Source organism: Bordetella holmesii, from assembly GCF_020735985.1.
Classification (GTDB): Bacteria; Pseudomonadota; Gammaproteobacteria; order Burkholderiales; family Burkholderiaceae_B; genus Bordetella; species Bordetella holmesii.
The window spans coordinates 1,097,689-1,121,819 of record NZ_CP085973.1; the positions used below are offsets into that span (position 1 = coordinate 1,097,689).

Here is a 24,131-nt window from a genome sequence, read left to right on the forward strand (position 1 = left end):
AGACAGCGATCAGTCAGCGAAAATGGTGATGACGTCCACCGGCCGCACCAGGGTCTCGTGCAAGGTGCAGGCTTGCTCGACGGCAGCGATCAGCGCCTGCAGTTGCTCATGGCTGGCATCGGGCGACTTGGCGTGTGCCTTCACGCGCACCTGAGTCACGCCAAGCGGCACGCCGGGATCCACATCGAACTACGCGGGCTGCCCTGCCGGCTTGCGTCAAAACGTTCAGATCGACGCCGTTGAGCGGGGTGGTTGTCATCCGTTGCTCCTTACGCGACGCTGTAGATGCGCACGTCCGGCGCAGCGTCGAGCAGCGGCTTCAGGCCACCAACGACATCAGCGGTGAAGAGATCGCTTTGCAGGTAGGCATTTGCGTTCTCCACGGTGTCAAAACCGTGCTGCACCTGCACATCCTCGTCGCGCACTAGCAGTTCCTTGGAGTGAGCGCCCTTGATAGTGTCGAGGAACGCCGCCTTGTAGTTCTGATAGACACCGGCAGCAGCCGCACGATTGGCGTTGGCGATCTTGAGAGTGATTTGCAGATAGACCATGCTGATTTCGTTTCCAGGTTGATAAAAACAGGGCAGGCGCCGTCAAGACGCCTGCATCCGACAATCAGTTGCGGCCAGCCATCACGCCGCCATCGACATCCCAGATGGCGCCAGTGACCCAGCCCGCTTTGTCCGACAGCAGGAAGGCGACCACTTCCGCCACATCCTTTGGCGTGCCCACGCGGCCGATCGGGTGAAAGCTGTTGAACCCTTGTAGCGCGCTGTGGACTTCGGCCTGGGAATGAAACCTTCGTAGATCGGGGTCTGCACCACGGCAGGCGACACAGCGTTGACACGGATGTTCTTGCCGGCCAGTTCCATGGTCAGATGCTGGGTCAGGGAATGCAGGCCGGCCTTGGCCATGGAGTACGCCGAGGACGGTGTCGCCGCGACGGCCTGCTTGCCCCACATCGACCCGATGTTCACGATCGCGCCCGGACGGCCCTTGGCAACCAAATTGGCGGCGACCTTCTGTGTGATGAAGAAGGTGGCTTTGTTCAGTTGCATGTACTGGTCGTAGTCCGCACCCGAATGCTGCAGGAACGGCTTGGGGAAGAACACGCCGCGGCATTGACCAGCAGGTCGATGTCCGAGTGCTGCTCGTCCAAGGTCTTGATCAGCGAAGCCACGGCCTCGTCGTTGGTCAGGTCTGCGGTCAGTGCCCAGACTTGACCCAGCGCCGCAAGCTCCTTGCGCGCTTCTTCGGTCTTCTCCGTACGGTTGCCCACGATGACGACGCTGCCGCCGTCGGCCAGCACGGTGCGTGCGATCTGCATGCCCATGCCGCTGGTGCCGCCGACGACCAGCAGCTTCTTGCCCTTGAATTGATTACTCATCTTGAAATCCTCTCTGTTGGCCCGCCGCTTGGCAGTGGATGAATAGAAGAAAAACTGTTGATTTCGAAGGTGGCAACAGTGCCGCCTCATCCACCTTAAAATGAATTTTTCTCTGTAATAAGCGTTATTTTTCTCCTGTTCCCAAAGACTGACAAACCATATAAAGTGTCAGTTATTGAAAGAAAAACTTTATCAAAATGAAGTCACCCCTCCACCTGAATGCCTTGCGTGCCTTCGAGGCCAGCGCCCGCCACCAGAGCTTCTCTGCGGCGGCAGCCGAACTCAACGTCACGCCAGCAGCGGTAGGCCAACTCGTACGCACGCTGGAAGACTGGCTGGGAACACCCCTCTTCGTGCGGGGCAGCAGTGGCCGCGCGCGGCTCCTTCCCACGGAGGCTGCCGAGCGGGCACTGCCCGATATCCGCGCCGGGTTTGATCGGCTCACCCTGGGGATGGAGAGACTTCAGGAGGGTGCGTCAAACGGCGTGCTGACCGTGGCCGTCAGCCCCGCCTTCGCGGGGAAATGGCTATTGCCCCGTATCGACCGCTTCCAGGCCGTCGGCGCCGACACGGATGTGCGCCTGGACACCAACCTCAAGCCCGTGGATTTCGTGGCTCAGCGGGTTGATATCGGGGTGCGATATGGCGCCGGCCATTGGCCGGGGTTGACCGCCGAGAAGCTGATGGATGAAGAGGTTTACCCGGTGTGCTCGCCCCAATTGCTGCGTGAGCACTGGCGCTTGCAAACGCCTGCGGACCTGGCCCAAGAAACCCTGATCCACGATTTGTCCATGGACCGGCACACAGCGTTTCCGAGTTGGGGGGGTTGGCTGCAGAAAGCCGGTGTGACAAATGCCATTGCCCAACGAGGCATGCAGATCAATAATTCTGCTGCGGTCCTACAGGCGGCGATCGACGGGCATGGCGTAGCGCTGGCGCGCAGTGTGATGGCTCATGATGACTTGGCAAGCGGACGTCTGGTAAGGCTATTTCCAGGCATCAACTTTGCTTCTGCGCTGGCGTACTACATTGTGTATCGACCAGAGTGTGCGAGCTTGCGCAAACTGACAACCTTTCGGGATTGGCTGCTGGCAGAGGCCGCTCATTCTCAAACAGAGAGTGGTGAGTTTCAAGTCTCAGGCTCTAGTCTCCGGTCAACCTCCCGTGACTGACTCCCACCTCGCATTGTCGCGCAGCACTGCTGCTCCAATCGTCGTTCGATCATGGGACGCACGGCACAGACGGCAAGCCTATGCCGGCATCGAGCATCGTGTAATGCCGCATCCAAGCCGCCCGCCGGCGTTCGCGCGATGCCGGAGCAGAGCAGCTTGCTGCCCGTTGGGATGATCTTGCACGGGAAGGCGGGCACCGCGGTATCTCGTAGTGCGACCGTGTTGTCTTTGGGGGAGGCATCGGCTGCCGACGTGTTGAGCTTCTTCGGCACGCGCAAGGCAGAGTTCTTCCACCTCAACCGCTTCGAGAGCATCGAGCAGTTGCAGGCCGGCATCCGGCAGTACATCCGCTACTACAATCACGACCGCATCAAGCTCAAGCTGAAAGGCCTGAGCCCGGTGCAATACCGAACTCAGGCCTTCGGGCTCTAATCGACCGTCCAACTTCTGGGGGTCAGTTCATTTTTACCGGGGCGTTTGTGGCCTGGGCTATGTCCGGGCGCTTACTTGATCACGGCGGCGATAGCGGCAGCCACCACATCGATGTTGCGGCTATTCAGGGCCGCCACGCAGATACGGCCGCTGGAGACGGCATACACAGCATGCTCTTCACGCAGGCGGTCGACCTGAGCTGCGGTCAGGCCGGAGTAGGAGAACATGCCGCGTTGTTGCAGCACGAAGCTGAAGTCTTGCGCGGCGCCCTGGGCCTTGATCTTTTCGACCAGTTGCTTGCGCATCAGGCGGATCCGGTCACGCATGCCGGCGAGTTCCTGCTTCCATTCGGCCAGCAGTTCGGGGTTGTTCAGCACGTTGGCCACCACAATGCCGCCATGGGTGGGCGGATTGGAGTAGTTGGTGCGAATGACGCGCTTGAGTTGGCTCAGGACGCGGGTCGCTTCGTCTTTGTTGCCAGCCACCACGGTCAAGGCGCCGACGCGTTCGCCGTAGAGCGAGAAGGACTTGGAGAACGAAGAGCTGATCAACATGGTCAGATCCATGCCGGCAAACAGGCGCACGACCGATGCGTCCTGGTCGAGGTCTTCGCCGAAGCCTTGATAGGCGATGTCCAGGAAGGGGACCAGCTTGCGCGCCTTGACGACGTCGGCGATCTGCTTCCATTGCTCGGCAGTGGGGTCCACACCCGTGGGGTTGTGGCAGCAAGCGTGCAGCACGACGATAGTCTGTTCGGGAGCCGCCTGCAGAGCCGCCAGCATGCCGTCGAAATTCAGGCCGCGGGTCGATGCGTCGTAATACGGGTAGTTTTCAACCGTGAAACCGGCGCGCTCGAACAGGGCGCGATGGTTTTCCCAGCTGGGGTCGCTGATCATGACCTTGGACTGCGGCAGCAGTTGCTTCAGGAAATCGGCGCCGACTTTCAACGCGCCCGTGCCGCCCAGCGTTTGGGTCGTCAGTGCGCGGCCTTCCGCAGCCACGACGGAATCATTACCCAGCAGCAGGGTTTGCGCGCCCTTGTTGTAGGCAGCAATGCCCTCGATGGGCAGGTAGCCCCGGGCAGCCGCTGCTTCGACACGAGCGATTTCCGCCTTGCGAACCGCGCCCAGCAGGGGAATGCGTCCCTCGTCATCGTAGTACACACCCACGCCCAGGTTCACTTTACCGGGACGGGTGTCGGCGTTGTACTGCTCGTTCAGGCCAAGGATGGGGTCGCGGGGCGCGAGTTCGACAGAAGCGAAGAGGGTGCTCATGAGTGTTGAGAGTATGGGTGGACGCACGATGATGTGCTGTGGATAATGGGGGGTTTACCCTTGGACAGTCTAGCATGACAGACCCTGGATTCGTGGAATTTCCCGGCAGCCCGTTTCAGCTGTACCAGCCTTATCCGCCAGCTGGGGATCAGCCTGCGGCCATCGACGGCCTGGCCCAGGGCATCGCCGATGGGTTGATGTACCAAACCCTTTTGGGGGTGACGGGTTCAGGCAAGACCTACACGATGGCCAATGTCATTGCGCGGCTTGGCCGCCCGGCGCTGGTGCTGGCGCCCAATAAAACGCTGGCCGCGCAACTCTACGCCGAAATGAGGGAGTTTTTTCCGCGCAACGCGGTCGAGTATTTCGTCTCTTATTACGATTACTACCAACCCGAGGTCTATGTGCCAACGCGCGACTTGTTCATCGAGAAAGACTCCTCGATCAACGAGCATATCGAGCAGATGCGCCTGTCGGCCACCAAGAGTCTGCTGGAGCGTCGCGACACGGTGATCGTGGGCACGGTGTCCTGCATTTACGGTATTGGTAATCCGGGCGATTACCACGCAATGGTGCTCATCCTGCGCACGGGTGACACGATCTCCCGGCGTGAGGTGTTGGCACGGCTGGTGGCGATGCAGTACACGCGCAACGACGCGGATTTCACTCGGGGCACCTTCCGCGTGCGCGGCGAGACGATCGACATCTTCCCGGCGGAGAGTCCGGAGCTTGCCTTGCGCCTGACGTTGTTCGACGATGAAGTCGAAACGCTTGAGCTCTTCGACCCGCTGACGGGCAAGGTGCGGCAGAAGTTGCCGCGCTTTACGGTGTATCCCGGGTCGCATTATGTGACGCCGCGCGAAACGGTGTTGCGTGCCATCGAGACCATCAAGGAAGAGCTGCGGGACCGGCTGGCGGCTTTTGTTCGCGATGGCAAGCTGGTCGAGGCGCAACGCCTGGAGCAACGCACGCGTTTCGATCTCGAAATGCTGCAGGAGCTCGGTTTTTGCAAGGGCATCGAGAATTATTCCCGCCATCTGTCGGGAGCGGCGCCAGGCGATCCACCGCCCACGCTGATCGACTATTTGCCTGCCGACGCCTTGATGTTCATCGACGAAAGCCACGTCACCATGGGGCAATTGGGTGGCATGTACCGGGGTGACAGGGCGCGCAAGGAAACCCTGGTGCAGTACGGTTTTCGCCTGCCCTCCGCATTGGACAACCGCCCGCTGCGCCTGGAGGAGTTCGAGGCGCGTATGCGGCAGTGCGTGTTCGTCTCGGCCACGCCGGCGGAGTACGAGCGGCAGCACGCCGATAATGTTGTCGAGCAGGTCGTGCGGCCGACTGGCCTGGTGGATCCTGAAGTGGAGATCCGCCCGGCGCATACCCAGGTTGACGATTTGCTGGGCGAGATTCGCAAGCGGGTGCTCAGCCAGGAGCGCGTGCTCGTGACAACGCTGACCAAACGCATGGCCGAAGATTTGACCGACTTTCTCACCGAGCATGGCGAGCGGGTGCGATACCTGCATTCGGACATCGATACGGTCGAGCGGGTCGAGATCATCCGGGATCTGCGTTTGGGGACTTTTGATGTCCTGGTCGGCATCAACTTGCTGCGCGAAGGGCTGGATATTCCCGAAGTGTCGCTGGTGGCTATCCTGGACGCCGACAAGGAGGGGTTTCTGCGCTCTGAACGCAGTTTGATCCAGACGATCGGCCGTGCCGCGCGTAATTTGCACGGCCACGCCATTCTCTACGCCGACCGCCTGACGGAATCCATGCGGCGCGCCATCGATGAAACCAGCCGCCGGCGCGCCAAACAATTGCAGCACAACGAAGACCACGGGATTACTGCCCGAGGTGTGAGTAAAGCCGTGCGGGAGATGATCGACGGCGTCATGGCGCCTGCCGACTCGCACGATCCGCTCGAGGCCATGGTGCCGGCTGCAGCCCTGAGCGACGAGAAGTCCATGGCGCGTGAAATCAAACGCCTGGAAAAGCTCATGATGGATCATGCTCGCAATCTGGAGTTTGAGCAGGCGGCGGCTGCGCGTGACGCCCTGACGGCGCTCAAAAATCGGCTATTGCTCGATGGAAAGCAATAGCTGGTTGCGGCGGTATATGCTTATCCTGGGTGGTGTCAAGCATATAGGCGGAAAATATGCAAAAAGACGTCAAAAAACATCATTCTATACATCAATTTATTATTTTAAGTAATTGATTTAATTGGATAAAAAACTTGGTCAATATTGGTGGCCCAAATCATTAAAACGCAAAAAAAGCTTGCTATATTCCGGGTTTTCCCGCACACTGGCTCCCATGATGACCAAGGTACTTTTCGTTTGCATGGGCAATATCTGTCGCTCGCCGAGCGCAGAGGGAGTTTTTCGCCATTTGGTGAACGACGCCGGCTTGGGTGAAGTTGTCCGGATCGATTCCGCAGGCACTCACGCGTTCCACATCGGTGAAGCCCCCGATGCGCGGGCTGTTGCGGCTGCGCGCAAGCGTGGCTACGACATCAGCGAATGCCTGGCGCGCCAAGTCACGCCGGAAGACTTCCGCGAGTATGACCTGATTCTTGCCATGGATTGGGATAATCTGTCTGCACTGCAGCAGCAGTGCCCCAAGGCCTATCAGCACAAATTGATGTTGTTGATGCGCTTTGCCAATGATTTCGAGGAAGCCACCGTGCCCGACCCCTATTATGGTGGTCCGGAAGGTTTCGGCAAGGTTCTGGATTATCTCGAGGATGCCTGTCAAGGCGTTTTGGAGCTGGTGCGCAAGCGCGCGACTCAGTACCAGGCGGCCTGATGACGCCCTTGGGGGCAGGATCTGCCCCCTAAGGTTGCACATGCGTGTGCGGCCTTGCCACAAACCGCGCCACGGCGCGGTTTTTTCAATCCGAGATACTTAGCAAATTACTCGGGAATTTGTTATACTTGAGGTAATTACTCAGGTATTACGCCAGAGTGTGTAGCCGGGATTGCTGTCTGTATCCGGCAGGCGGGTCCCGACAGATTCACAGGAAACTCATCATGCGGCTAACCACCAAAGGACGTTTCGCCGTGACTGCCATGATCGATCTGGCTATGCGGCAGCATAGCGGCCCGGTCACTCTCGCGGCGATCAGCCAGCGCCAGAATATTTCCCTCTCCTATCTGGAGCAGCTTTTTGGCAAGCTGCGCCGCCACGAACTTGTGGACAGTGTTCGCGGCCCCGGCGGCGGCTATTCGCTGGCTCGCCTTGCGCGCAATGTGACGGTTGCCGATATCATTTTCGCGGTCGATGAACCCCTGGACGCCACCAGCTGTGGCGGCAAGGTGGATTGCACCAGCGGCAATGACGGTAAGCCCGGCAAGTGCATGACGCACGAGCTCTGGGCCACGCTCAACCGCAAGATGGTTGATTATCTGGATTCGGTTTCGCTGCAGGATCTGGTGGATCAGCAGCGTGTGCGCCAATTGCAGGAAGCCAACAATCAAGCCCAAGGCTGTTCGGTGCGCGTCAATCGCGCAGGCTCAAATGCCAATGCCGCAACGGCTGTTGTTTCGGGCACAGCCGCCAACGCTGCGGCTACCGTTTAAGAAGCATCAGGAACAGTACTCATGAGCAACCGCCCCATTTACCTGGACTACTCCGCCACGACGCCGGTCGACCCGCGTGTGGTCGAGAAGATGATCCCCTGGCTCTACGACAATTTCGGCAATCCGGCTTCGCGTAGCCACGCCTTTGGCTGGGACGCTGAAGAAGCGGTCGAAAATGCGCGTGCCGAGGTGGCCCGACTGGTCAATGCCGATCCGCGTGAAATCATCTGGACGTCTGGCGCGACCGAATCCGACAATCTGGCCATCAAGGGCGCTGCGAATTTCTATGCCGAGCGCGGCAAGCATATCGTGACGGTCAAGACCGAGCACAAGGCTGTGCTGGACACCTGTCGTGAGCTGGAGCGCCAGGGTTTCGAAGTGACGTATCTCGATGTCAAGGACGATGGCCTGCTGGACCTCGACGCCTTCAAGGCGGCGCTGCGCCCGGATACCGTCCTGGTGTCGGTGATGATGGTCAATAACGAAATCGGCGTCATCCAGGATATTGAGGCCATCGGCGAAATCTGCCGTGAAAAGGGCATTATTTTTCACGTCGATGCCGCGCAGGCCACGGGCAAGGTCGAGATCGACCTGCAAAAGCTCAAGGTGGATCTGATGTCGTTCTCGGCGCATAAGACTTACGGGCCCAAGGGCATCGGTGCTTTGTATGTGCGCCGCAAGCCGCGCGTGCGCATCGAGGCGCAGATGCATGGCGGTGGGCATGAGCGCGGCTTCCGCTCCGGTACGCTGGCCACCCACCAGATCGTGGGCATGGGCGAGGCGTTCCGCCTGGCGCGTGAAGAAATGGGCACGGAAAATGAGCGCGTGCGCATGCTGTGCGACCGCTTACTGGCAGGCCTCTCGCAAATCGAAGAGGTGTATGTCAACGGCAGCATGGAGCACCGTGTTCCGCACAACCTGAACATCAGCTTCAACTACGTCGAAGGTGAGTCCCTGATCATGGCGATCAAGGAACTGGCTGTTTCCAGCGGGTCGGCGTGCACGTCGGCCAGCCTGGAGCCTTCTTATGTACTGCGCGCGCTCGGGCGCAATGACGAACTGGCGCACAGTTCGATCCGGTTCACCTTGGGCCGCTTTACCACCGAGCAGGAAGTCGACTTCGCTGTCGAGCTGCTCAAGGGGCGTGTTGGCAAGTTGCGCGACATGTCGCCGCTGTGGGAAATGGCCAAGGAAGGCATCGATCTGAACAGCGTGCAATGGGCTGCGCACTAAGCGCGCCGCGAGTCACAACCTACGTGGAGAATCATCATGGCATACAGCGATAAGGTCTTGGACCACTACGAAAATCCCCGCAACGTCGGCTCTTTCGATAAGGGCGACGATTCGATCGGTACTGGCATGGTTGGCGCGCCCGCCTGTGGCGACGTCATGAAGCTGCAGATCAAGGTCAACGATGAAGGCGTGATCGAAGATGCGCGCTTCAAGACCTATGGCTGTGGTTCGGCCATTGCATCCAGCTCGCTGGTGACCGAATGGGTCAAGGGCAAGACGCTGGATCAGGCCATGGCCATCCGTAATACGCAGATCGCCGAAGAGCTGGCCTTGCCCCCGGTCAAGATTCACTGCTCGATTCTGGCCGAAGATGCCATCAAGGCTGCCGTGCAGGATTACAAGACCAAGCACGGCGTGGCCGAGGCTGTTGCGGCAGACTGATATGGCCGTCACCCTGACCCAACAAGCGGCCAACCATATCGGCCGCTATCTGCAAAGGCGCGGTAAGGGTATCGGGCTGCGCCTGGGCGTGCGCACGACCGGCTGCTCGGGCATGGCGTACAAGCTCGAGTATGTCGACGAGGCGCAGGCCGATGACATGGCATTCGAGAGCTTCGGCGTCAAGGTCTTTGTCGACCCCAAAAGCCTGGCGTATCTGGACGGCACCGAGCTGGATTATGCGCGCGAAGGCCTCAACGAGGGCTTCAAGTTTCGCAACCCCAACGAGAAGGCGACCTGCGGCTGCGGCGAGTCGTTCACGGTGTAAGTCTTGGCCGTTGACGATCATTTCAGCCTGTTTGGCCTGCCTGCGACGTTCGAGCTCGATGACCGTGCGCTTGAAGCGGCCTGGCGTGATGTGGCCGCTCGTGTTCACCCCGACCGGTTTGCCACGGCCAGTGCGCCGGAACGCCGGGTGGCGATGCAGTGGTCCGCGCGTGCCAATGAGGCCTATCGGCAACTGCGGGATCCGCTGTTGCGCGCGCGCTATCTTTGCGAGGCAGCCGGCGTCGATCTCCAGACCGAAAGCAACACGGCCATGGCGCCTGGCTTTCTGATGCAGCAGATGGAGTGGCGCGAGCTGCTCGATGATGCGCGCCACGACGAGCAGGCACGGCTTACATTGAACGCCGAGCTCGAGGATGCGCGTGAAGCGATGCGGCAGACGCTTGCCGATTTGATTGACCGGCGCAAGGACTATCCCGCCGCGGGCCAGAAGGTCCGCGAGTGGATGTTCATCGAAAAACTGGCTCAGGAACTGGCTTCGATCCAGCCCTAGCAGCGGCCCGGCAGGGCCCGTTCAGCGACAAGTACAACAATGGCTTTATTGCAGATTTCCGAACCCGGTGAATCACCCGCCCCGCATCAACGGCGCCTGGCAGTGGGTATAGATCTGGGAACGACCAATTCTCTGTTGGCAGCGGTGCGCAGCAGCGTGCCCGAAGTATTGTCCGACGCTGACGGACATGCGCTGTTGCCTTCGGCAGTGCGTTATCTGCCTGAAGGCCGGGTCACGATCGGTCGTGCCGCCTTGCCGCATCAAGCCAGCGACCCGGGCAATACCATCGTGTCGGTGAAGCGCTTCATGGGCCGCTCGGCCGAGGATGCGCGTGACAGCGGCGCGCCTTATGACTTCGTGGATGCCCCTGGTATGGTGCGCCTGCGCACCCTGCACGGTGACGTCAGCCCGGTTGAGGTCTCGGCCCAAATTCTGGCTACCTTGCGTCAGCGCGCTGAAGACGTGCTGGGTGATGACCTGGTGGGCGCGGTGATTACGGTGCCTGCCTATTTCGATGATGCACAGCGCCAGGCCACGCGTGATGCGGCCAAGTTGGCGGGCTTGAATGTCTTGCGTCTGCTCAACGAGCCGACGGCCGCCGCCATCGCCTACGGACTCGATCAGGCCGCCGAAGGCATTTATGCCGTTTATGACCTGGGTGGGGGCACGTTCGATATATCGATCTTGCGCCTGTCGCAAGGGGTGTTCGAGGTGATCTCCACCGGCGGCGATACGGTGCTGGGCGGCGACGATTTCGACCATGCGATCGTGGCCGATCTGGCCGCCTCGCTCGGGCTGGAAAACCTGTCGCTGTCCGATAAGCGCGGGCTGCTGGTGGCGGCCCGTGCCGCACGCGAAAGCTTGACCGATGTGGATCAGGCGGTGATCTCCGTGATGCTCGATGCAGGCCGTCAGGTCGATATGCCTCTGACGCGTGCCCACTTCGATACCTTGGCAGCACCGCTTGTAGATCGGACGTTGCAGGCAGCTCGCCGCGCGTTGCGGGATGCCAGCCTGAGCGCCGCCGAGGTCAAGGGCGTGGTGCTGGTCGGCGGCGCGACGCGCATGCCGGTCGTGAGGCAGGGTGTTGCCGCTTTCTTCGGCGCGCCGCCGTTGACCAATCTCGACCCGGATCAGGTCGTGGCGTTGGGCGCGGCCTTGCAGGCCAACTTGTTGGCGGGCAATCGTGCACCAGGCGAAGATTGGCTTTTGCTGGACGTGATGCCTTTGTCACTCGGGCTGGAGACGATGGGTGGGCTGGTCGAACGGGTCATTCCGCGCAACAGCACCATCCCGGTTGCCCGTGCCCAAGAGTTCACCACGTTCAAGGACGGCCAGACCGCCATGAGCGTGCATGTTGTGCAGGGCGAGCGCGACCTGGTTGCCGATTGCCGCTCGCTGGCCCGCTTCGAGCTACGAGGCATTCCTCCCATGGTCGCCGGCGCGGCTCGCATCCGCGTGACCTTTCAGGTTGATGCCGACGGGCTGCTTAGCGTGACCGCGCGCGAACAGAGTACGGGTGTGGAAGCGGCCGTCACGGTCAAACCTTCCTATGGCCTGTCCGACGACGAAATTACGCGCATGCTTTCCGACAGTGTCTCGTATGCCGATGACGATGCCAAAGCCCGGATGTTGCGTGAGCAGCAGGTCGAAGCCCGCCAACTGGTCGAGTCCGTGAGTGCTGCGCTGGCGGCCGACGGGGACCTTCTCGATGGCGACGAACGGTCTCGTGTAGATGCTGCCTTGCAGGCCGCCGCACAGGCGCAGTCGGCCACCGAGGTTGATGCGGTGCGTCAGGCCGTTCAGGCCTTGTCTGACGCCACTGAGGATTTTGCCGCCCGCCGCATGGATCGCAGTATCCGCGCGGCACTGGCTGGCCGTAAATTGGACGAACTCGCTTAACTCGACGTCATGCCGAAACTGACTGTATTGCCTCATCCCGATTTATGCCCGGAAGGCGCCGTGATTGATGATGCGCCGCAAGGCAAATCAATCTGCAGGGTGCTCCTCGATAACCATATCGATATCGACCATGCCTGCGAGCTTTCCTGTGCATGTACCACGTGCCACGTCGTCGTGCGCCAGGGCTACGCCTCTTTGGAAGAGGCCAGCGACAGCGAGGAAGATCTGCTGGACAAAGCCTGGGGCCTGACCTCGGTGTCGCGCCTGTCGTGTCAAGCGATCATCGAAGAGCAGGATCTCACCATCGAGATCCCCAAGTACACCATCAACCATGCCAAGGAGGATCATTGACATGAAGTGGGTAGATACTTATCAGATCGCTGAAGCTCTGATGGATACGCATCCGGCTGTGGATCCCAAGACGGTGCGTTTTACGCAACTGCGTGAGTGGGTTCTGGCGTTGCCCGATTTTCAGGATGATCCGGCCCGTTGTGGCGAGAAAATCCTTGAGGCCATCCAGATGGCCTGGATAGACGAAGCCGAGTAAACAGCCTCGGACGCGCACAAATCCCGCTATTGCGGGATTTGTGCTTTGTGGACCCTTACATCCGGTAGCGCGCGGTCAGCAGGAAGCTTCGGGGAGCCCCATAGAAATTGTGATCGTAACTAATGGAGCTGTAGTACTTCTTGTCCGTGAGGTTGTAGATGTTCAGGCCCAGGTCCAGGCGTTCGTTGACTTGGTAGCCGACCCGGGCATCAAGCGTGGTATAGCCGCCCTGCGTGCGGCCATAGTAGCCAAAGTCGGAAGATTTGCTCTGGGTGTTGATGCCACCGCCCATCGACCAGCGGTTCCATTGGTCGGGTAGACGATAGTTGGCCCAAAGTTTGGCCATGTGGCGGGGCACGCCCGTGTTGGACGAAATGTCATAACCCACGGAGGGGACGTCAGAGCCGCGGTGCCGTGTATGGGTGTAGGTGTACGAAGCGGTGACCTGCTCCCCGTGATTAGTACGAAATCGATGTAGAGTCCGTTCCCAAAGGAATGGCAATGAAGAAACGATTTACGGAAGAGCAAATCATCGGCGTGCTCAAGGAAGCCGATGCAGGTGCCAAGCCCGCAGAGTTGTGCCGCAAGCACGGAATCTCCGAGGCAACGTACTACAACTGGAAGGCGAAGTTCGGTGGCATGACGGTGCCGGACGCTCAGAGGCTCAAGGAGCTGGAGCAGGAGAACAACAAGCTCAAGAAGCTGTTGGCCGAGTCGATGCTGGACAAGGTGTCAGCGCCGATGTAATACTGACCCACCGCGTCGGAGTAAATCTGACCCACCTGGGCGATGATGGCGGCCTTTTGGCCGCCGACAATGTTGACTCAGGAGCAAGCAGTGGAGATCAAGGTAATGGCGCGTCGTGGCGTCAGCATTCGGGAGATGGCCAAGCAGCTGGGCTGCTCACGCAACACGATCAGGCGGTATCTGCGTGAGGCTGGTGCCCAGCAGTACAAGCCCCGCGAGGCACGGACCACCAAGCTGGATCCGTACAAGGACTATCTGCACGGGCGCATCGAGGCGGCCCGGCCGCACTGGATTCCAGCAGCCGTGCTGCTGCGGGAGATTCAAGAACTGGGCTACCCCGGTGGTGTAACGCAGCTCAAGGAGTTTCTTGGCGGCTACAAGCACCAGGAGCCTGAACCGGTCGTTCGTTTTGAGACGCCGCCTGGCAAGCAGATGCAGGCCGACTTCACCCACATCCGGCGCGGCCGTGATCCCTTGATGGCCTTTGTCGCCACGCTGGGATACAGCCGTTCGAGCTGGGTGCGGTTCACCACCGATGAGCGCGCCGACACTTGGTTCGGATGTCTGCGTCAGGCCTTCATCTACTTCGGCGGCGTACCCCAGCACGTGTTGTTCGACAACGCGGGCGCCATCATCACCGAGCGCGATGCCTACGGCCCCGGCCAGCATCGCTGGCACAACGGGCTGTTGGCCGTCGCCCAGGAGTTCGGCTTCACCCCGCGTGTGTGCCAGCCTTATCGCGCCAAGACCAAGGGCAAGGTCGAACGCTTCAACGGATACCTGAAGGGCAGTTTCTGTGTCCCGTTGGCCGCGACCCTCAAGCAGGCTGGCCTGCGCTTCGATGTGACGGCAGCCAACGCGCACGTCGGTCGCTGGCTCACGGAGGTGGCCGATCAGCGGCTGCATGGCACCACTCGGGAGAGACCCGCTAAGCGGTTGCAGGAAGAGCGCCTGGCGCTACTGCAGTTGCCTGCGCAACACGGCATGCTGGTGCCGGCCACGTCTCACCGGCCTGTGCCGCGAGAGAGCTTCCAGCACCCGCTGTCGGTCTATAACGAGTTGCTGGAGGTGCGAGCATGAACCTTCAACACAACCGCATCGAACAGATCTGCGATGTCCTGAAGCTGGAGCGTATCGGCAGCGAGTGGCCCGCCATGGCCCAGCAGTGCGCCCGCGAAGACGCCAGCCATGGCGACTTCCTGGAGCGCCTTCTGGGTATTGAGAACGACGCCCGGATCGAACGCCAGCGCGCCGCCCTGATGAAGATCGCCACGCTGCCCTCGGTCAAGACCATCGAAGACTATGACTTCGCCTTTGCCAGTGGTGCGCCGCGTGCCCAGATCCAGGAACTGGCGGCCCTGAGCTTTATCGAACGGGCTGAGAACGTGGTGTTCCTGGGACCCAGCGGCGTGGGCAAGAGCCACCTGGCGCAGGCATTGGCGTACCGCGCCGTCATGGCGGGCATCAAGACCCGGTTTCTGACTGCCGCCGACCTGATGATGCAGTTGGCCACGGCCCATAAGCAGGACCGGCTGCAGCAGTACTTCAACCGCGCCATCATCGGGCCGCGCCTGCTGGTGATCGATGAGATTGGCTATCTGCCCTTCGGGCGCGAGGAAGCAAACCTGTTCTTCAACGTGGTGGCCCAGCGCTACGAGCGTACCAGCATCATCGTCACCAGCAATCTGCCCTTCAGCCAGTGGGCCTCGTGCTTCTCTGAGGATCAGACGCTGACCGCTGCCTTGCTCGACCGCCTGCTGCACCACGCCCATATCGTGCAGATTGCCGGGGAAAGCTACCGGCTCAAGGACAAGCGCAAAGCAGGAAACATCAAGATCAGGAACTAGGTTTTTGAACGCCGGGGTGGGTCAGTTTTACTCCGACGATTCCGACGAAAGTGGGTCAATTTTCAACCGGCGTTGACAACAAGGCGGCGCTTCAGGATCTGCTAAGCCGAAAGTAGTCAGCCCGCAGGCCAAACGCGAGGCGGTCAGGACATTAATGACCGAGCGCAGCATGGGTGTTACCCGGGCCTGTGGGCTGGTAGGAATTTCGCGGTCGCTGTTTGCCTACGAGAGCACACGCTCAGGCGATGCTGCGCTGACCGAGCGCATGAAAGAGATGGCAGTGGCGAAACGACGCTACGGCTATCGGAGGATCCATGTGCTCTTACGTCGCGAAGGCTGGCAAGCAAATCACAAGCGAATCTGGCGGCTGTACAGTCTGGCAGGGTTAAGCGTGCGAAAACGAAAGCGTAAGCGAATCGCGGCGACCGAGCGCGTGGTTCGCCCAGCGGCAATCGCGCCGAATCAGAGTTGGTCAATGGACTTTGTGGCCGACGGCCTAGCCTATGGCCGCCGATTCCGCTGTTTGACTATCGTCGATGACTACACTCGCGAATGCCTGGCCATCGAGGTCGATACGTCGTTGCCGGGACTGCGTGTTGCCATGGTGCTGCAACGGCTGGCGGAGATGCGTGGCCTGCCGCGATCTATTACCGTGGACAACGGGCCAGAGTTCGCCGGAAGAGCCTTGGACGCCTGGGGGCCTACCAAGCAGGCGTAAAGCTGTCGTTTATTCGGCCGGGTAAGCCGGTGGAGAACGCTTATATCGAAAGTTTCAACGGCAAGTTCCGCGACGAATGCCTTAACGAGCACTGGTTCTTGTCCCTGCGACAGGCTAAAAGCTTGATCGAAAACTGGCGAGTCGAGTACAACACCGATCGGCCTCACAGCGCGCTCGGATATTTAACGCCGGCGCAATTCGTGCAGGCTCATCAGAAAGAAGGTCTTTTACCCCTGGGCTCTATGTCGGTGCCGTACTAAATCTGGGGGCAGGTCATCGCCCCGATAGGTATTGGGCGGCCCCAGTCGGCCGCTACGCAGCAAATACTTGATGTCGTTCGTTTCATCCACGCGCACCACAGCCGCCTTGAATTTCCATCCATTGGAAAATCGGTGGGTGAGGTCGGCGAACCAAGTGTTCTGGGTTTTATACGCGTGATTCCATTTGGCGCTCAGATTGGTCGAGCGTGAATACTCCGGCATCGACCCGTCTCCATAGTTGGGCAGCCCACTCCAGTCGATGACCCCATAGGGATTTTCGCGGCTGTACCCCAGTCCCAATGTGGTGGCCGGGCCGAGGTCTATGTCCAAGGCGCCGTAGAACGTCCTCTCGTTGCTATCGACATAGTCTCGGAAAGAACCCTTGGTTTCATAATCGGCCACCACGCGGCCGCGTACGGTTGCGCTTTCATTGAGCGGCCCACCGAAGTCCACTTGAGCGCCGTACTGGTCATAACTGCCCACTCGACCGGTCACGATGAACTGGCGTTCCTGCGTAGGGCGTTTGCGCACCAGGTTGACCGATCCAGAGGGGTCGCCTGCCCCCTCAAATAGCGCCTGAGGGCCGCGCATGATTTCGATACGATCATAGATGGCAGTATCGGAGTTGAATGCGGATCCGCGTGCGTATAGCTGGCGTTCGAGCGGCACGCCGTCGAACTGATAGCTCTGGATGAAGAATCCACGTGAGTAGAACTGGCCACCGGGTTCGTTGGAAACCATGGAAACGCCGGGCGCGTAGTTCAAGGCTTCGCGCACGTCGGTTACTCCTTGGTCGTTCATGCGCTGACGTGTGATGACCGACACGGCCTGCGGTATATCGCGTAGCGCGAGGTCTCCCTTGGCGATGGTGGTGATATTGGCAGAGTAGGAGCCGGTACCCTCAGTGGTGGCGAGGTCGCGCCCAGTTACCGCCACTGGGCTGAGGAGGAAGACCGCTTGGGTGTCCGCCTGTAGACGATACTGGCCTTGGGGGTCCCTGATGGCATGCAGTCCTGTGCCGGCGAGGATCGCGTTCAGTGCGGTGGGTAATGAAAAATTGCCGCTCAAACCGGGGCTGCTGCGGCCGGCCGTCAATCCAGGGGGGCTGGCCAGCAGCACGCCGGATTCGGCGGCAAAGCGGGCCAGGACTTGTTCGAGGGAACCGGCGGGGATGCTGTAATCGCGGTTAAGGTGCGTCGCTACAGTATCTGCAGTGGTTTGCGCATGGCTGCCCACGGGGGCCAATCCGGACAAGGCGGCTGCGCAAGCCAGATGGATCAAGGTTTTTCTGGACCAGGCAGCGGGCAAAGCCATGCGGGTTCCACGACGGCAGCACGTGCGGCCGTGGAGGGACAAACGGGTAGACATGACGCGTTCCTCTGAGCGAATCGGAAGGTGATTAGGAGATCTCTCTTCCTGTTCATCGAACGAGACACGAAAAGCGGAACTCTTTTTTTATTTTTTTGTGTCTGGTCAGGATGGCGACGTCGCGGGCTGCCTGTCAGCGTGGCAGGATGTCCACCCACCAAGGCAGCATCCTGACGCGGACCGGCAACACGGATTCCAGCATGTTCAACGTGCGATCGGGGTCCGTCATGGGGAAGCTGCCAAAGACGGGGAGGGCAGCCACGTCGGGAGCAACACCCACATGGCCCAAGCGGTACCGCGACAGCTCCCGCGCCATGTCGGCCAGGGGGATGTTCTTGGCAATGAACAATCCTCGGGTGGAGGACTCGGCATCGGGATCGGCCGCGCGTGGCGCGCTGATGCCCTGGCGCGTCATGCGGGCACGCCACCCGGCAAGCAACAGCGCCTGCGCGCCTGACGGCGCATTCGCCTGAACGCTGCCCTGATAGACAGCCACGTCAGTACCCCCGTCATCGCGGCGAACGGAAAAGCGCGTCCCCAACGCACGCAAACGGCCTTGTGGGGTGTCAACGACGAAGGGGCGAGAGGCGTCGGGAGCCGTGCTGATGAGGATCTCGCCAGCGATAAGCTCCAGACGCCTGAGCCCGGCACTGTAGTGTTGGTCAAACGCACTGGCCGTGCCCAGCCAGACGCGTGTGCCGTCGTCCAGCACGACTTCACGTACCTCACCCGTGCCGCTGCGGTAATCCGCCGCCCAGGGATAAAGGACGTTGTGGCGCCAGGCGGCATGTCCGACCACGCCGGCCGCAGCCAGAGCCCCAATCCCCAGGAGGGTACGCCGCCGGCCACTGTTGAATTCGGCGCGGCGGTAGGCGGTGGCGGCAACCCCGGATGCCTCGCTCTGACGTATTGGCAGGAAAAGCCGGCCGACGCTCTCGACCTGGGCCCAGGCGCGCGTATGGGCTTCACAGGCGTCGTGCCAGGCTTGCCAGGCGGCGCGTTCGGCTGCGGTGGCCTCGCCGGAGCGCAGCAGGGCAAACCACTCCGCCGCCTGCTCCAGGGGGGCGATTCCAGGTGCGGCGCGCTTCAAAGTTTTTGGAGGCATTGCAGCATCGCTTGCGCGACATACTTTCGGACCATGCGGGTGGAGACACCCAATTCGTTGGCAATCTCCTGATCGCTCATTTCGCAGCCGACTGCCATGATGAAGGCATGAGCCGCTTTGGGAGGAAGGCCGCGCACGAGACGATCGACCTCCTGCAAGGTTTGCAGCACGATGGCCTGATGTTCGGCGCTCGGCACGTGTGCTTCGGGTTGGGCGGCCAGGGTCTGCAGCCAGGCGTGTTCGATCTGTCGCCGGCGCCAGAGGTCGACGCACAGCCCGCCAGCCAGCGTGCGCAGGTAGACGCGTGCCTGCGGCCGACTGCCAAAGGGCAGAGGTTTGGCCAGCAGGCGCATGAACGCATCCTGGGCCAGATCGGCGGCATCCGCAGCGTTGCCCAGCCGGCGGCGCAACCAATCCTGCAGCCATGGATGGTGGTCACCGTAGAGCGTTTCCAGGTTGGGCGGCGATGCGTAATCCGAAGCGTCCAATTTGTGTTGCTGCACGCAAGCAGCACCAAGAAGAGATTTGTAATAAGAATGATTATTACTTAAAATGGGGCGGCAGCCAATTCAAGGCCAAAGCCGATGTGGCAGGCGCACGGCGGTATCATTCTGTTTTCCGGCTCCCTGACAAGCATCATGACCTCGCCTTCCTTGCGCTTTGGCCTGGCGGCCAATCGCCTGCATCACGAGACGCCCGACGCTGCGCTTTTTAGCTGGCTACGCGCCAGTGGCGCTGGCATACGCGAAATGGGTATTGAATTACACACGGTAGGCCGCACGCACGATGCCATCGCGCGCGAGGGCATGCTGCAAGGATATCGAGGACTGATCCGCTACCCGTATGGCCGCGAAGGCGGGTTGATGAAACTGGTGGCCCGCGTGACAGAAGGCCGGGATGGGCAAGCCCCTTTCGATGGCGCCATCTATCTCATCGATCCGGTTGACCCGTCCTCTATCTTTCCAGAGGCGCTGGCGCTCAAGCGGCAGTGCATCACGCACGGCCGGCCTTTCATTTCCACCCTGGCCGGGGCCATAGAGTGGATTGAGATCGAGCGCCTCAGTGCGGGGTTGCCGGCGGACCCCGCTCTGGCGCGGTTGTTTCGTTTCGACGGGCAGACGCTGGCGCTGATTGCCCACGATGCGCTCAAGGACGAGATGGTGGCCTTTGCCGACCAGTACTTCGACGTGCTGTCCCAGTTTGCGCGGCGCGTGGCCACGGGCACCACGGGTGGCCTGCTCAACGACCTTGCGTGGTCGCGCGGTTGGCCCAAAGACCAGCCTTGGGTGACGCGATATCTCAGCGGTCCGCTGGGCGGCGACGCACAGATTGCCGAACTCGTGCTCGAGCATCAGTGTCAACGGGTGATTTTTTTCGAGGACCCGCATGTGGCGCGTCAGCACGAGGCCGATATCCAGCTGCTGGAGCGCGCCGTGCGCGTGGTGACCGACTCGGCTACTTGCGCCACGTCGCCCACCGTCGCGCGGCGGTGGGCCGAAGCGGTACGCACACGCCAAGCAATGTAGCCGGGATAGTTGGCCGCTTTTTAACGCGGCCGGCGGCGGTAGGCCAGCACACCGCAGACCAGCGCGAGCAATACCTGCGCCAGGCCCAGGGGGAGCAGGAAGTCGAGCTTGCCGTCGACGCCTGAGAGGCTGCTGCGGCTCATCCAAAGCAAGCATGCAAGGATGGCGCTGGCTAACAGGACGCCAGAGGCGGCGCAGCAAAAGAGAAAACCGCGCCCGGCCTGCCCACGGGCGGCGCGGCGGCACGGCAAATAGATATACAGGACAAGCACCACGAGGCCAGCCAGCAAAAGGATCTTGGCAAGCATCGTGGCGTGGCCTCAGTCTTCGCGGCGCAGGTGCGGGAAGAGAATCACATCGCGGATGCTGGGGCTGTCGGTCAGCAGCATGACCAGGCGGTCGATGCCGATGCCGCACCCACCTGTCGGCGGCATGCCGTATTCCAGGGCCCGGATGTAATCCGCGTCGTAGTACATGGCCTCTTCGTCGCCGGCATCCTTGGCCTCGACCTGGGCGCGGAAGCGTTCTGCCTGATCTTCGGGGTCGTTGAGCTCGGAGAAACCGTTGGCGATTTCACGGCCGGTGATGAACAACTCGAAGCGTTCGGTGATGCCCTCACGGGTGTCGGAAGCGCGAGCCAGTGGCGATACCTCGACGGGGTAGTCGATGATGTAGGTCGGATTCCAAAGCTGGGACTCTGCGGTCTCTTCGAACAGCGCCAGTTGCAGGGCGCCCAGACCAGCCCTTGCCAGAGGGGCTTTGTCGACGTCGGCACCGAATTTCTTCAATTCGGCTCGCACGAAATCGGTGTCGTCGAGCTCGGCCTGCGTGTAGTGCGGCGCGTACTTGAGGATCGCTTCGCAGATTGTCAGGCGATCGAAGGGTTTGGACAGGTCGAGTTCGCGCCCCTGGTACGTGAGCACGGCGCTGCCGGCCGCTGCAATGGCTGCCTGGCGGATGAGCGACTCGGTGAAGTCCATCAGCCAACGGTAGTCCGCATAGGCCGCGTAGAACTCCATCATGGTGAACTCGGGGTTATGCCGCGGGCTCACTCCTTCGTTGCGGAAATTGCGGTTGATCTCGAACACTCGATCGAAGCCACCGACGATCAGACGCTTGAGATAGAGCTCCGGTGCAATGCGCATGTACATTTCCATGTCCAGCGCGTTGTGATGCGTCACGAACGGCTTGGCTGCCGCGCCACCCGGGATGGGATGCAGCATGGGCGTTTCGACTTCGAGGAAGCCGGCCTCCAACATGGCCTGTCGGATGCCTCCTACGGCCTTGCTGCGCGCCTCGAACGTGCGGCGGGTCGTGTCGGTCATGATGAGGTCGACGTAGCGCTGGCGATAGCGCATTTCCTGGTCAGACAGGCCATGAAACTTGTCGGGCAAGGGGCGTAGCGATTTGGACAGCAGGCGCGCGGAGCTGGCATGCACGGACAGCTCGCCCTTGTTGGTCTTGAAAACCGAGCCTTCGATGGCGATGATGTCGCCGATGTCCCACTGTTTGAAGCCCGCGTAGACGTCTTCGCCCAGCGTGCCACGATCCAGATAGATCTGGATGCGGCCGCTGCCGTCTTGAAGTGTGGCAAAGCTGGCCTTGCCCATGACGCGTTTGAGCATCATTCGTCCGGCCACTTTGACGTGCACGGTGGCTTCGAGCAGGGCTGCGGCGTCCTGGTCGTCATACGTGTCGTGCAGGCGGGCGGCTTGCGCGTCCGGGACGAAATCGTTCGGATAGGCAACACCAGCTTCGCGCAGTTTGGCCAACTTGGCACGCCGTTCGGCGATCAAGCGGTTTTCATCCTGGGCGGTGGGCGAATGATCAGTCATGGTGGGTCAGTGGTAATTGCGGATGTCGTCGATTTCGGTCTGGCCGAAGTCTTCGCGATCCAGGTAAGCGAGGCTGTTGGCAGCCACGTCGGCCGGCGCAGACAACTTGCCGGTTGCGTGGAAGTCCTGAAAGCGGGTCAGGCCGGGGAAGGCTTGCGGGTCGCTGGAACGAATATCGGCTTGCATGCCGGTATCGACAATGCCTGGCGCCAGTGACACCACGCGGACACCGCTGGCGCCGTGTTCGGTTTTCAGGACGCGGCTATACATGTCTACAGCAGCTTTGGTGGCGCAATACACGCCCCAGCCGGCGGTGGGGTTGCGTCCCGCGCCGGAGGAAATGTTGATGATGCGCCGCTCGGCCGACAGCCCGTCGACCGCTTGGAGAAAGCGCGCGGTCAGCAGCATGACGGCGGTGACATTCAGCGCCAACGCCTGGCCGATAGCCGCCGCGTCGTTCAGGGCAGCGGTGTTGGCTACCGGATGCACCGTGCCTGCGTTGTTGATGAGCACGTAGCGTTTGGCGTCGCGGGGAATGACGAGTTCGGCGGCCGCGCGCGCGGCCGCCTGACTGTCGGCCAGGTCGACTTGCACCTGCTTCAATGTCACGCCCTGTTCCCGGGCCAGCCTGGCCAACTCGGGATCGGTGTTACGCGCCAGAGTCACCAGTTCGGTGCCTGGACGCAGCAGGCCGCGGGCCAGAGCGGCGCCCAGTCCGCGCGAGGCGCCGGTCAGAATGGCAAACGTGTCAGTCATGGTTGCGGGTTTCCGTAGGCTGCAGGGCAGGGACTTGCGCCCCTGCGGGAATCAAACACCTTGCTTGAGGCTGGCCTGAATGAAAGGGTCCAGGTCGCCATCGAGCACTTTCTGGGTGTTGGAGATTTCGACGTTGGTGCGCAGATCCTTGATGCGGCTTTGGTCCAGCACGTACGAGCGGATCTGATGGCCCCAACCCACATCGGTCTTGGAGTCTTCGAGTTTTTGCTGCTCGGCCATGCGTTTGCGCATTTCGAGTTCATACAGCTTGGATTTCAGCATCTGCATGGCCTCGGCGCGGTTGCGATGCTGGGAGCGGTCGTTCTGGCACTGCACCACGATGCCGCTGGGCATGTGGGTAATGCGTACGGCCGAATCCGTTTTGTTGATGTGCTGGCCACCCGCGCCGCTGGCGCGATAGGTGTCGACGCGCAGATCGGCCGGGTTGACTTCGACCTCGAAGGACTCGTCCACTTCGGGATAGACAAATACGCTGGCAAACGAGGTATGCCGCCCGCCGGAAGAATCAAAGGGGCTCTTGCGGACCAGGCGGTGTACGCCGGTTTCGGTGCGCATATAGCCAAAGGCGTATTCACCTTCCATCTTGATCGTGGCGGATTTGATCCCGGCAATTTCGCCCTCGGATTCTTCCAGCACTTCGGCTTTGAACCCCTTGCGCTCGGCGTACTTCAGGTACTGGCGCAGCAGCATGGAAGCCCAATCCTGGGCTTCGGTTCCGCCGGCGCCAGCCTGGATGTCGAGGAAGCAATTGAGCGGATCGGCCGGATTGGAGAACATGCGGCGGAACTCGAGGCCTTCGAGCTTTTCCTGGAAGCCATTGGCATCGATCTCGATGGACTCCAGCGTGGCGTCGTCGGCGTCGGAGGCTGCCAGTTCGAAGAGCTCCCGGGCGTCGGCGACACCCTGGCTCAGTTCGGTCAGGGTCTGAACGACATCCTCGAGCGATTTCTTCTCACGCCCCAGATCCTGGGCGTGTTTGGGGGCGTTCCAGACGGCCGGGTCTTCAAGTTCGGCGTTTACAACGTGCAGGCGTTCGGTTTTGGCATCGTAGTCAAAGATACCTCCGTAGAGCCTGCTCGCGCTCCGCGTAGTCGGCAAGGCGGGCGGCGATCTGGTTCTGACGTTCGGCTTCCATGATTGA

Annotated in this window: 28 protein-coding genes and 3 pseudogenes; 18 read left to right on the forward strand and 13 right to left on the reverse strand. The window is 61.0% G+C overall.

What is annotated here, in order from left to right; translation table 11 throughout:
• Positions 1 to 9: 9 nt before the first annotated feature.
• The 4 genes and pseudogenes from LK440_RS05190 to LK440_RS05200 form a co-directional block, all read right to left on the reverse strand.
• The gene (locus LK440_RS05190; protein ID WP_230580948.1) at positions 10 to 171 is read right to left on the reverse strand and encodes an OsmC family protein; all 162 of its coding nucleotides are present in this window, start codon (positions 169 to 171) and stop codon (positions 10 to 12) included.
• Between the two features lie 98 nt (positions 172 to 269).
• Positions 270 to 551 (reverse strand): hypothetical protein, encoded by a 282-nt coding sequence (locus LK440_RS05195; protein ID WP_005014556.1) that lies wholly within the window; start codon positions 549 to 551, stop codon positions 270 to 272.
• Between the two features lie 64 nt (positions 552 to 615).
• Complete coding sequence (locus LK440_RS18085; protein WP_407651378.1) at positions 616 to 732, reverse strand: SDR family oxidoreductase; 117 nt, start codon at positions 730 to 732, stop codon at positions 616 to 618.
• A gap of 80 nt (positions 733 to 812) precedes the next feature.
• A pseudogene (locus LK440_RS05200) lies at positions 813 to 1,477 on the reverse strand (SDR family NAD(P)-dependent oxidoreductase); the annotation flags it as partial.
• 107 nt (positions 1,478 to 1,584) lie between these two features.
• On the opposite strand from LK440_RS05200, the gene gcvA reads away from it, so the two are divergent.
• Both gcvA and LK440_RS05210 read left to right on the forward strand, forming a co-directional pair.
• Complete coding sequence (gene gcvA, locus LK440_RS05205) at positions 1,585 to 2,559, forward strand: transcriptional regulator GcvA (RefSeq protein ID WP_005014555.1); 975 nt, start codon at positions 1,585 to 1,587, stop codon at positions 2,557 to 2,559.
• Positions 2,560 to 2,817: 258 nt separating this feature from the next.
• Positions 2,818 to 2,991: pseudogene (locus LK440_RS05210) on the forward strand (IS3 family transposase); the annotation flags it as partial.
• Positions 2,992 to 3,062: 71 nt separating this feature from the next.
• On the opposite strand, the gene LK440_RS05215 reads toward LK440_RS05210, so the two are convergent.
• Positions 3,063 to 4,265 carry an amino acid aminotransferase gene (locus tag LK440_RS05215; protein WP_005014553.1) on the reverse strand — a complete coding sequence of 401 codons (1,203 nt, stop codon included), beginning with the start codon at positions 4,263 to 4,265 and terminating at the stop codon, positions 3,063 to 3,065.
• Positions 4,266 to 4,339: 74 nt separating this feature from the next.
• On the opposite strand from LK440_RS05215, the gene uvrB reads away from it, so the two are divergent.
• From uvrB to iscX, 10 genes are all read left to right on the forward strand, one after another.
• On the forward strand, positions 4,340 to 6,370 hold the full coding sequence (gene uvrB, locus LK440_RS05220; RefSeq protein ID WP_017685984.1) for an excinuclease ABC subunit UvrB: 2,031 nt from the start codon (positions 4,340 to 4,342) through the stop codon (positions 6,368 to 6,370).
• Between the two features lie 214 nt (positions 6,371 to 6,584).
• Complete coding sequence (locus tag LK440_RS05225; protein ID WP_005014551.1) at positions 6,585 to 7,076, forward strand: low molecular weight protein-tyrosine-phosphatase; 492 nt, start codon at positions 6,585 to 6,587, stop codon at positions 7,074 to 7,076.
• A gap of 224 nt (positions 7,077 to 7,300) precedes the next feature.
• Positions 7,301 to 7,849, forward strand: coding sequence for a Fe-S cluster assembly transcriptional regulator IscR (gene iscR, locus LK440_RS05230; protein ID WP_005014547.1), 549 nt, complete (start codon positions 7,301 to 7,303; stop codon positions 7,847 to 7,849).
• Positions 7,850 to 7,870: 21 nt separating this feature from the next.
• Complete coding sequence (locus tag LK440_RS05235; RefSeq protein WP_005014546.1) at positions 7,871 to 9,082, forward strand: IscS subfamily cysteine desulfurase; 1,212 nt, start codon at positions 7,871 to 7,873, stop codon at positions 9,080 to 9,082.
• 36 nt (positions 9,083 to 9,118) lie between these two features.
• A complete protein-coding gene (iscU, locus tag LK440_RS05240; RefSeq protein WP_005014545.1) occupies positions 9,119 to 9,523 on the forward strand; it encodes a Fe-S cluster assembly scaffold IscU in 405 nt (134 codons plus the stop codon).
• 1 nt (position 9,524) lies between these two features.
• Positions 9,525 to 9,848 carry an iron-sulfur cluster assembly protein IscA gene (iscA, locus tag LK440_RS05245; RefSeq protein ID WP_005014544.1) on the forward strand — a complete coding sequence of 108 codons (324 nt, stop codon included), beginning with the start codon at positions 9,525 to 9,527 and terminating at the stop codon, positions 9,846 to 9,848.
• 3 nt (positions 9,849 to 9,851) lie between these two features.
• Positions 9,852 to 10,358 (forward strand): Fe-S protein assembly co-chaperone HscB, encoded by a 507-nt coding sequence (gene hscB, locus LK440_RS05250; RefSeq protein WP_005014543.1) that lies wholly within the window; start codon positions 9,852 to 9,854, stop codon positions 10,356 to 10,358.
• A gap of 39 nt (positions 10,359 to 10,397) precedes the next feature.
• Positions 10,398 to 12,260: a Fe-S protein assembly chaperone HscA gene (gene hscA / locus LK440_RS05255; RefSeq protein WP_005014539.1), complete on the forward strand. Its 1,863-nt coding sequence runs from the start codon at positions 10,398 to 10,400 to the stop codon at positions 12,258 to 12,260.
• Positions 12,261 to 12,269: 9 nt separating this feature from the next.
• Positions 12,270 to 12,611 (forward strand): ISC system 2Fe-2S type ferredoxin, encoded by a 342-nt coding sequence (gene fdx / locus LK440_RS05260; RefSeq protein ID WP_005014536.1) that lies wholly within the window; start codon positions 12,270 to 12,272, stop codon positions 12,609 to 12,611.
• A gap of 1 nt (position 12,612) precedes the next feature.
• A complete protein-coding gene (gene iscX / locus LK440_RS05265; protein ID WP_005014534.1) occupies positions 12,613 to 12,807 on the forward strand; it encodes a Fe-S cluster assembly protein IscX in 195 nt (64 codons plus the stop codon).
• A gap of 55 nt (positions 12,808 to 12,862) precedes the next feature.
• Here iscX and LK440_RS05270 read toward each other — a convergent pair whose 3' ends face one another.
• Positions 12,863 to 13,195 (reverse strand): TonB-dependent receptor domain-containing protein, encoded by a 333-nt coding sequence (locus tag LK440_RS05270; protein ID WP_005014530.1) that lies wholly within the window; start codon positions 13,193 to 13,195, stop codon positions 12,863 to 12,865.
• A gap of 113 nt (positions 13,196 to 13,308) precedes the next feature.
• Here LK440_RS05270 and LK440_RS05275 point away from each other — a divergent pair.
• The 5 genes and pseudogenes from LK440_RS05275 to LK440_RS05295 form a co-directional block, all read left to right on the forward strand.
• Positions 13,309 to 13,533: pseudogene (locus LK440_RS05275) on the forward strand (transposase); the annotation flags it as partial.
• 90 nt (positions 13,534 to 13,623) lie between these two features.
• A complete protein-coding gene (istA, locus tag LK440_RS05280) occupies positions 13,624 to 14,634 on the forward strand; it encodes an IS21 family transposase (RefSeq protein WP_025341421.1) in 1,011 nt (336 codons plus the stop codon).
• On the forward strand, positions 14,631 to 15,401 hold the full coding sequence (gene istB / locus LK440_RS05285; protein ID WP_005013542.1) for an IS21-like element helper ATPase IstB: 771 nt from the start codon (positions 14,631 to 14,633) through the stop codon (positions 15,399 to 15,401). The genes istA and istB overlap by 4 nt, the downstream gene beginning before the upstream one ends.
• Positions 15,402 to 15,555: 154 nt before the next feature.
• Positions 15,556 to 16,119 (forward strand): DDE-type integrase/transposase/recombinase, encoded by a 564-nt coding sequence (locus LK440_RS05290; protein WP_101558036.1) that lies wholly within the window; start codon positions 15,556 to 15,558, stop codon positions 16,117 to 16,119.
• A gap of 29 nt (positions 16,120 to 16,148) precedes the next feature.
• On the forward strand, positions 16,149 to 16,379 hold the full coding sequence (locus tag LK440_RS05295) for an integrase core domain-containing protein (RefSeq protein ID WP_025341181.1): 231 nt from the start codon (positions 16,149 to 16,151) through the stop codon (positions 16,377 to 16,379).
• On the opposite strand, the gene LK440_RS05300 is transcribed toward LK440_RS05295, so the two are convergent.
• The 3 genes from LK440_RS05300 to LK440_RS05310 all read right to left on the reverse strand — a co-directional run bounded on the left by LK440_RS05300 (position 16,347) and on the right by LK440_RS05310 (position 19,340).
• On the reverse strand, positions 16,347 to 17,693 hold the full coding sequence (locus LK440_RS05300; RefSeq protein WP_005019683.1) for a TonB-dependent siderophore receptor: 1,347 nt from the start codon (positions 17,691 to 17,693) through the stop codon (positions 16,347 to 16,349). The genes LK440_RS05295 and LK440_RS05300 overlap by 33 nt on opposite strands.
• 187 nt (positions 17,694 to 17,880) lie before the next feature.
• Positions 17,881 to 18,852 carry a FecR family protein gene (locus LK440_RS05305; RefSeq protein ID WP_227944784.1) on the reverse strand — a complete coding sequence of 324 codons (972 nt, stop codon included), beginning with the start codon at positions 18,850 to 18,852 and terminating at the stop codon, positions 17,881 to 17,883.
• Positions 18,834 to 19,340 carry a sigma-70 family RNA polymerase sigma factor gene (locus LK440_RS05310; protein WP_005014516.1) on the reverse strand — a complete coding sequence of 169 codons (507 nt, stop codon included), beginning with the start codon at positions 19,338 to 19,340 and terminating at the stop codon, positions 18,834 to 18,836. The genes LK440_RS05305 and LK440_RS05310 overlap by 19 nt, the downstream gene beginning before the upstream one ends.
• A gap of 150 nt (positions 19,341 to 19,490) precedes the next feature.
• On the opposite strand from LK440_RS05310, the gene LK440_RS05315 reads away from it, so the two are divergent.
• On the forward strand, positions 19,491 to 20,378 hold the full coding sequence (locus LK440_RS05315) for a methylglyoxal synthase (RefSeq protein ID WP_005014514.1): 888 nt from the start codon (positions 19,491 to 19,493) through the stop codon (positions 20,376 to 20,378).
• Positions 20,379 to 20,398: 20 nt separating this feature from the next.
• Here the strand turns inward: LK440_RS05315 and LK440_RS05320 are convergent, their stop codons facing one another.
• The 4 genes from LK440_RS05320 to prfB form a co-directional block, all read right to left on the reverse strand.
• Positions 20,399 to 20,686 (reverse strand): hypothetical protein, encoded by a 288-nt coding sequence (locus tag LK440_RS05320; RefSeq protein WP_005014513.1) that lies wholly within the window; start codon positions 20,684 to 20,686, stop codon positions 20,399 to 20,401.
• A gap of 12 nt (positions 20,687 to 20,698) precedes the next feature.
• Positions 20,699 to 22,213, reverse strand: coding sequence for a lysine--tRNA ligase (gene lysS, locus LK440_RS05325; protein ID WP_005014511.1), 1,515 nt, complete (start codon positions 22,211 to 22,213; stop codon positions 20,699 to 20,701).
• 6 nt (positions 22,214 to 22,219) lie between these two features.
• Positions 22,220 to 22,969: an SDR family oxidoreductase gene (locus LK440_RS05330; RefSeq protein WP_005014509.1), complete on the reverse strand. Its 750-nt coding sequence runs from the start codon at positions 22,967 to 22,969 to the stop codon at positions 22,220 to 22,222.
• 51 nt (positions 22,970 to 23,020) lie between these two features.
• A protein-coding gene (gene prfB / locus LK440_RS05335) for a peptide chain release factor 2 (RefSeq protein WP_100225795.1) occupies positions 23,021 to 24,125 on the reverse strand; the annotation gives its coding sequence in 2 pieces (ribosomal slippage) (positions 23,021 to 24,043 and positions 24,045 to 24,125; 1,104 coding nt in all).
• Positions 24,126 to 24,131 lie beyond the last annotated feature (6 nt).

Excerpts from the sequence above, each read along its gene's own strand:
- LK440_RS05195 (WP_005014556.1), bottom strand. The coding sequence starts at position 551 with ATGGTCTATCTGCAAATCACTCTCAAGATCGCCAACGCCAATCGTGCG.
- gcvA (WP_005014555.1), top strand. The coding sequence starts at position 1,585 with ATGAAGTCACCCCTCCACCTGAATGCCTTGCGTGCCTTCGAGGCCAGC.
- LK440_RS05215 (WP_005014553.1), bottom strand. The coding sequence starts at position 4,265 with ATGAGCACCCTCTTCGCTTCTGTCGAACTCGCGCCCCGCGACCCCATC.
- uvrB (WP_017685984.1), top strand. The coding sequence starts at position 4,340 with ATGACAGACCCTGGATTCGTGGAATTTCCCGGCAGCCCGTTTCAGCTG.
- LK440_RS05225 (WP_005014551.1), top strand. The coding sequence starts at position 6,585 with ATGATGACCAAGGTACTTTTCGTTTGCATGGGCAATATCTGTCGCTCG.
- iscR (WP_005014547.1), top strand. The coding sequence starts at position 7,301 with ATGCGGCTAACCACCAAAGGACGTTTCGCCGTGACTGCCATGATCGAT.
- LK440_RS05235 (WP_005014546.1), top strand. The coding sequence starts at position 7,871 with ATGAGCAACCGCCCCATTTACCTGGACTACTCCGCCACGACGCCGGTC.
- iscU (WP_005014545.1), top strand. The coding sequence starts at position 9,119 with ATGGCATACAGCGATAAGGTCTTGGACCACTACGAAAATCCCCGCAAC.
- iscA (WP_005014544.1), top strand. The coding sequence starts at position 9,525 with ATGGCCGTCACCCTGACCCAACAAGCGGCCAACCATATCGGCCGCTAT.
- hscA (WP_005014539.1), top strand. The coding sequence starts at position 10,398 with ATGGCTTTATTGCAGATTTCCGAACCCGGTGAATCACCCGCCCCGCAT.
- fdx (WP_005014536.1), top strand. The coding sequence starts at position 12,270 with ATGCCGAAACTGACTGTATTGCCTCATCCCGATTTATGCCCGGAAGGC.
- iscX (WP_005014534.1), top strand. The coding sequence starts at position 12,613 with ATGAAGTGGGTAGATACTTATCAGATCGCTGAAGCTCTGATGGATACG.
- istA (WP_025341421.1), top strand. The coding sequence starts at position 13,624 with ATGTTGACTCAGGAGCAAGCAGTGGAGATCAAGGTAATGGCGCGTCGT.
- istB (WP_005013542.1), top strand. The coding sequence starts at position 14,631 with ATGAACCTTCAACACAACCGCATCGAACAGATCTGCGATGTCCTGAAG.
- LK440_RS05290 (WP_101558036.1), top strand. The coding sequence starts at position 15,556 with ATGACCGAGCGCAGCATGGGTGTTACCCGGGCCTGTGGGCTGGTAGGA.
- LK440_RS05300 (WP_005019683.1), bottom strand. The coding sequence starts at position 17,693 with ATGGCTTTGCCCGCTGCCTGGTCCAGAAAAACCTTGATCCATCTGGCT.
- LK440_RS05305 (WP_227944784.1), bottom strand. The coding sequence starts at position 18,852 with ATGCCTCCAAAAACTTTGAAGCGCGCCGCACCTGGAATCGCCCCCCTG.
- LK440_RS05315 (WP_005014514.1), top strand. The coding sequence starts at position 19,491 with ATGACCTCGCCTTCCTTGCGCTTTGGCCTGGCGGCCAATCGCCTGCAT.
- LK440_RS05320 (WP_005014513.1), bottom strand. The coding sequence starts at position 20,686 with ATGCTTGCCAAGATCCTTTTGCTGGCTGGCCTCGTGGTGCTTGTCCTG.
- lysS (WP_005014511.1), bottom strand. The coding sequence starts at position 22,213 with ATGACTGATCATTCGCCCACCGCCCAGGATGAAAACCGCTTGATCGCC.
- LK440_RS05330 (WP_005014509.1), bottom strand. The coding sequence starts at position 22,969 with ATGACTGACACGTTTGCCATTCTGACCGGCGCCTCGCGCGGACTGGGC.